The sequence below is a fragment of the Spirillospora sp. NPDC000708 genome (assembly GCF_040299565.1).
Lineage (GTDB): Bacteria > Actinomycetota > Actinomycetes > Streptosporangiales > Streptosporangiaceae > Spirillospora.
The window spans coordinates 1-2,175 of record NZ_JBEPCJ010000216.1; the positions used below are offsets into that span (position 1 = coordinate 1).

Annotated in this window: 2 protein-coding genes; one reads left to right on the plus strand and one right to left on the minus strand. The window is 66.2% G+C overall.

The genetic code is table 11. The features are described 5' to 3' along the window. Nucleotides 1-121 precede the first annotated feature (121 nt). A complete protein-coding gene (locus ABT299_RS52495; RefSeq protein WP_500255452.1) occupies nt 122-1,399 on the plus strand; it encodes an HNH endonuclease signature motif containing protein in 1,278 nt (425 codons plus the stop codon). A gap of 128 nt (nt 1,400-1,527) precedes the next feature. Here the strand turns inward: ABT299_RS52495 and ABT299_RS52500 are convergent, their stop codons facing one another. Then, entirely contained in the window at nt 1,528-1,983 is a 456-nt protein-coding gene (locus ABT299_RS52500) for a VOC family protein (RefSeq protein ID WP_190852406.1), read from the minus strand. Nucleotides 1,984-2,175 lie beyond the last annotated feature (192 nt).

A 2,175-nucleotide genomic window follows, 5' to 3' on the forward strand; every position in this document is an offset into this window, starting at 1 on the left:
GAGGAGGGGCAACAGGCCACGAGGCCCAGCAGCCTTTCCCGCCCGAAAAATACCGGGAAGAATGTGGCCCGAACGGCCTTGAACGGCCTCGAATGTCAGTCACACAGGGTACTATTTACGTATGCAATCAGTGACGGTCGAGCTTGGGGCCGCGTCCACCCTGGAACTGGTGAACGCGCTCTCAACCATCGCCACTGAACTCGCGTCACGCGAAGCTCCCGAATCTTCTGCGGCCTGCCTGGAACTCACCGAAACACTTGTGGCCGCGTCCGATATGCAGGAAAGCGCACTCGCCGGATTCATCGGCCGAGTCGACGCCTGCGGGGAACAGGCCCGGTGGGGATACCCCTCCACCCAAGCATGGCTGCGCTCGAGTTTGGGCATGCGCGACAGCCGCGCCAAGGAGCGCCTCACCCTCGCCCGGCAGCGCCACCGCCTACCGGAAGTCTGCGCACAGCTCGCAGCCGGGGAACTGTCCTACGGCTACGCCGCCACCGTCGCCGACTCGGTCTCACGCCTCGACGACCACGACTGCGCCGAAGCCGAGACAATCCTCCTCGGCTTTGTCGAGCAGGGCTTCTCGGCCGGGAAGGTCGCTGCGTTCGGCCGCCGGATCCGCGACCTCATCGCCGAACGCGACGATGTCGAAGAAGCACCGGACGAGGACACCAAGCGCGGCTACGACAATTCCTGGCTCACCACCACCCGATCCCTGGACGGCGGCCGGTACGTCAAAGGGTGGCTGAATCCCGAAGACGCCGCGATCTGGGACGGCACCCTCGCGCCGCTGGCCAAGCCGGCCGGACCGGACGACCGTCGCGACCTCTCCGAGCGGACGGCGGCGGCACTGTCGAGCGTGCTCTCAGGCGGGCACAAGGCGTCCAAGGTCACCGTCATCTGCGACCTGGACACCCTCACCGGAGGCAACGCCCCAGCCCGCCTCACCGACGGCACCCCCATCCCCGCCGCCCAAGCCCGCCGCATCGCCCTAGCCGCCGGAGTCTCACCCCTCCTCCTCGGACGCGGAAACACACCGCTCTACCTCGGCCACCGGGAACGATTCGCCTCCCCAGCACAACGCCAAGTCCTAGAGACGCTCTACTCCTCCTGCGCGGTACGAGGCTGCGAGGTCCCCGGAACGCTGTGCGAAGTGGACCACGTCCACGGATGGGCGCTCGGACGATCGCCCACCGACATCGACCAACTCGCACTCACCTGCGGATGGCACAACCGCTTCAAGCACAGTCGCCCCGAACAGATCCAGATCACCAAAGATCAGGACGGGCGATACATCTACCGGCTACTCCCACCACCCGACGCAAGAAGATCCGCAACCGGGGCCGGACCACCAGGCAACATCGGCCCACTCAACAGCCCCGCCCTCGACTGGGCCGCATAACCGCAGCGCTGCTCCCCTGCACCGGTGCACCCGTATCAATCAAATCGGGTGGATCGGGTGGATAGCCATGCCCTCGCGCCCACAGCACGACACCTGTGGTCCGCCAGCAGCGGCGCACCTCTCATGGCTCAAGCCACGCAGAACTCGTTTCCTTCTGGGTCCAGCAGGACGACGGCGTAGTGATCCAGGTCAGGCCCACCCAGTGTCCGCAGCACCGTGGCGCCTGCGCTGGTCAGACGTGCCGCCTTGGCATTGACCCGCTGAACCCGAACGGACAATGGGACGGCTCGACCGCCGCTCACCTTCAGGTCAAGGTGCAGCCGGTTCTTGACGACCTTTGGTTCGGGGACGCGTTGGAACCACACACGGGGGCCTTGTCCCGCTGGATCCACGATCGACTCCGGCACCTCACCGGCCCCAGCGGGCAACTCTTCCTCGGGGACTCCTAATGCCGTCCAATACTCTCGCCAACTGCTGTGATCGTCGGGTGGCGGCTCGGGCAGGTATCCGAGAGCCTCGCACCAGAAGGCCACCAATCTCTTCGGCTCGGCGCAGTCGATGACCAGTTGCATGGTGACGTCCATGCCTCACAAGCTCCCAGAGAGGTCGGACAGAGCGATGCCATCGCTAGGAGCCGCTCGACCTCCCTTACGGAAGGGGGTGGTGGGGTGGCGCGACCCAGGGGCGGGGCAGGCGGAGCCTGCCCCTAACGCTGCCTCAGGGGCCGCAGAGGCTCCAAAGTCAAGGGTGGACGAAGTCCATCGCGAAGCGACGCC